Below are 553 nucleotides of genomic sequence, written 5' to 3'. Positions count from 1 at the left end.
CGCCAGGACCTTCGGCGCAACGGCCAGCGGCCGGGCCAGGATCAGCCCCTCGCCCGACTGCGGAAAGATGCCGGTCAGCGCGGTGATATTGACCTGATGGGTGACCAGCACCACTACCTCGCCGGGTTCCAGCTCGGTGAGGGCTTCGCGCAGCGCGGCGGTCTGCAGTCGCTCGCTGGTCGGCGAGGCGAAGAAGGAATCCAGCGCCGGTAGTGGCTCGACCGGCGCGAGTGCCATCTGCTGCGCCGTGTCCAGTGCACGGCACCAGCGACTGCTCAACAGACGTACCCTGGTCAGGCCTTTCTCGCGCAGCAGCTCACCCCAGCGTCGGGCTTGCGCCCTGCCGTGCTCATCAAGATTGCGTTGGGTGCTGCAGTCATCGAGGACGAAGCCAGGCGGGTCGCCCAGCCCCGGCGCATTCGCGTGGCGCAGGAGCAGTAGTGCCCGCCCTTCGCGTAACGCCTGCCAGGCGTCACCATCATCGGCCTGCAGCGGGCCTACGACGAAGAGCAGCGCGACGAGCGCCAGGCCGATGCCACGCATGCTTCACAGC

At 68.4% G+C, this 553-nt stretch carries 1 protein-coding gene; it reads right to left on the bottom strand.

Annotation, left to right across the window (positions count from 1 at the left end; translation table 11 throughout):
* A partial coding sequence (locus ACU8YC_RS25940; RefSeq protein ID WP_446896105.1) for a histidine phosphatase family protein occupies positions 1 to 543 on the bottom strand: 543 nt, incomplete at its 3' end.
* Positions 544 to 553: the final 10 nt, after the last annotated feature.

It is taken from the genome of Citrobacter sp. VF227, from assembly GCF_052950715.1.
The sequence above is the reverse complement of the archived record's forward strand: the minus strand, read 5'-3'. Positions and strand labels throughout refer to the sequence as shown.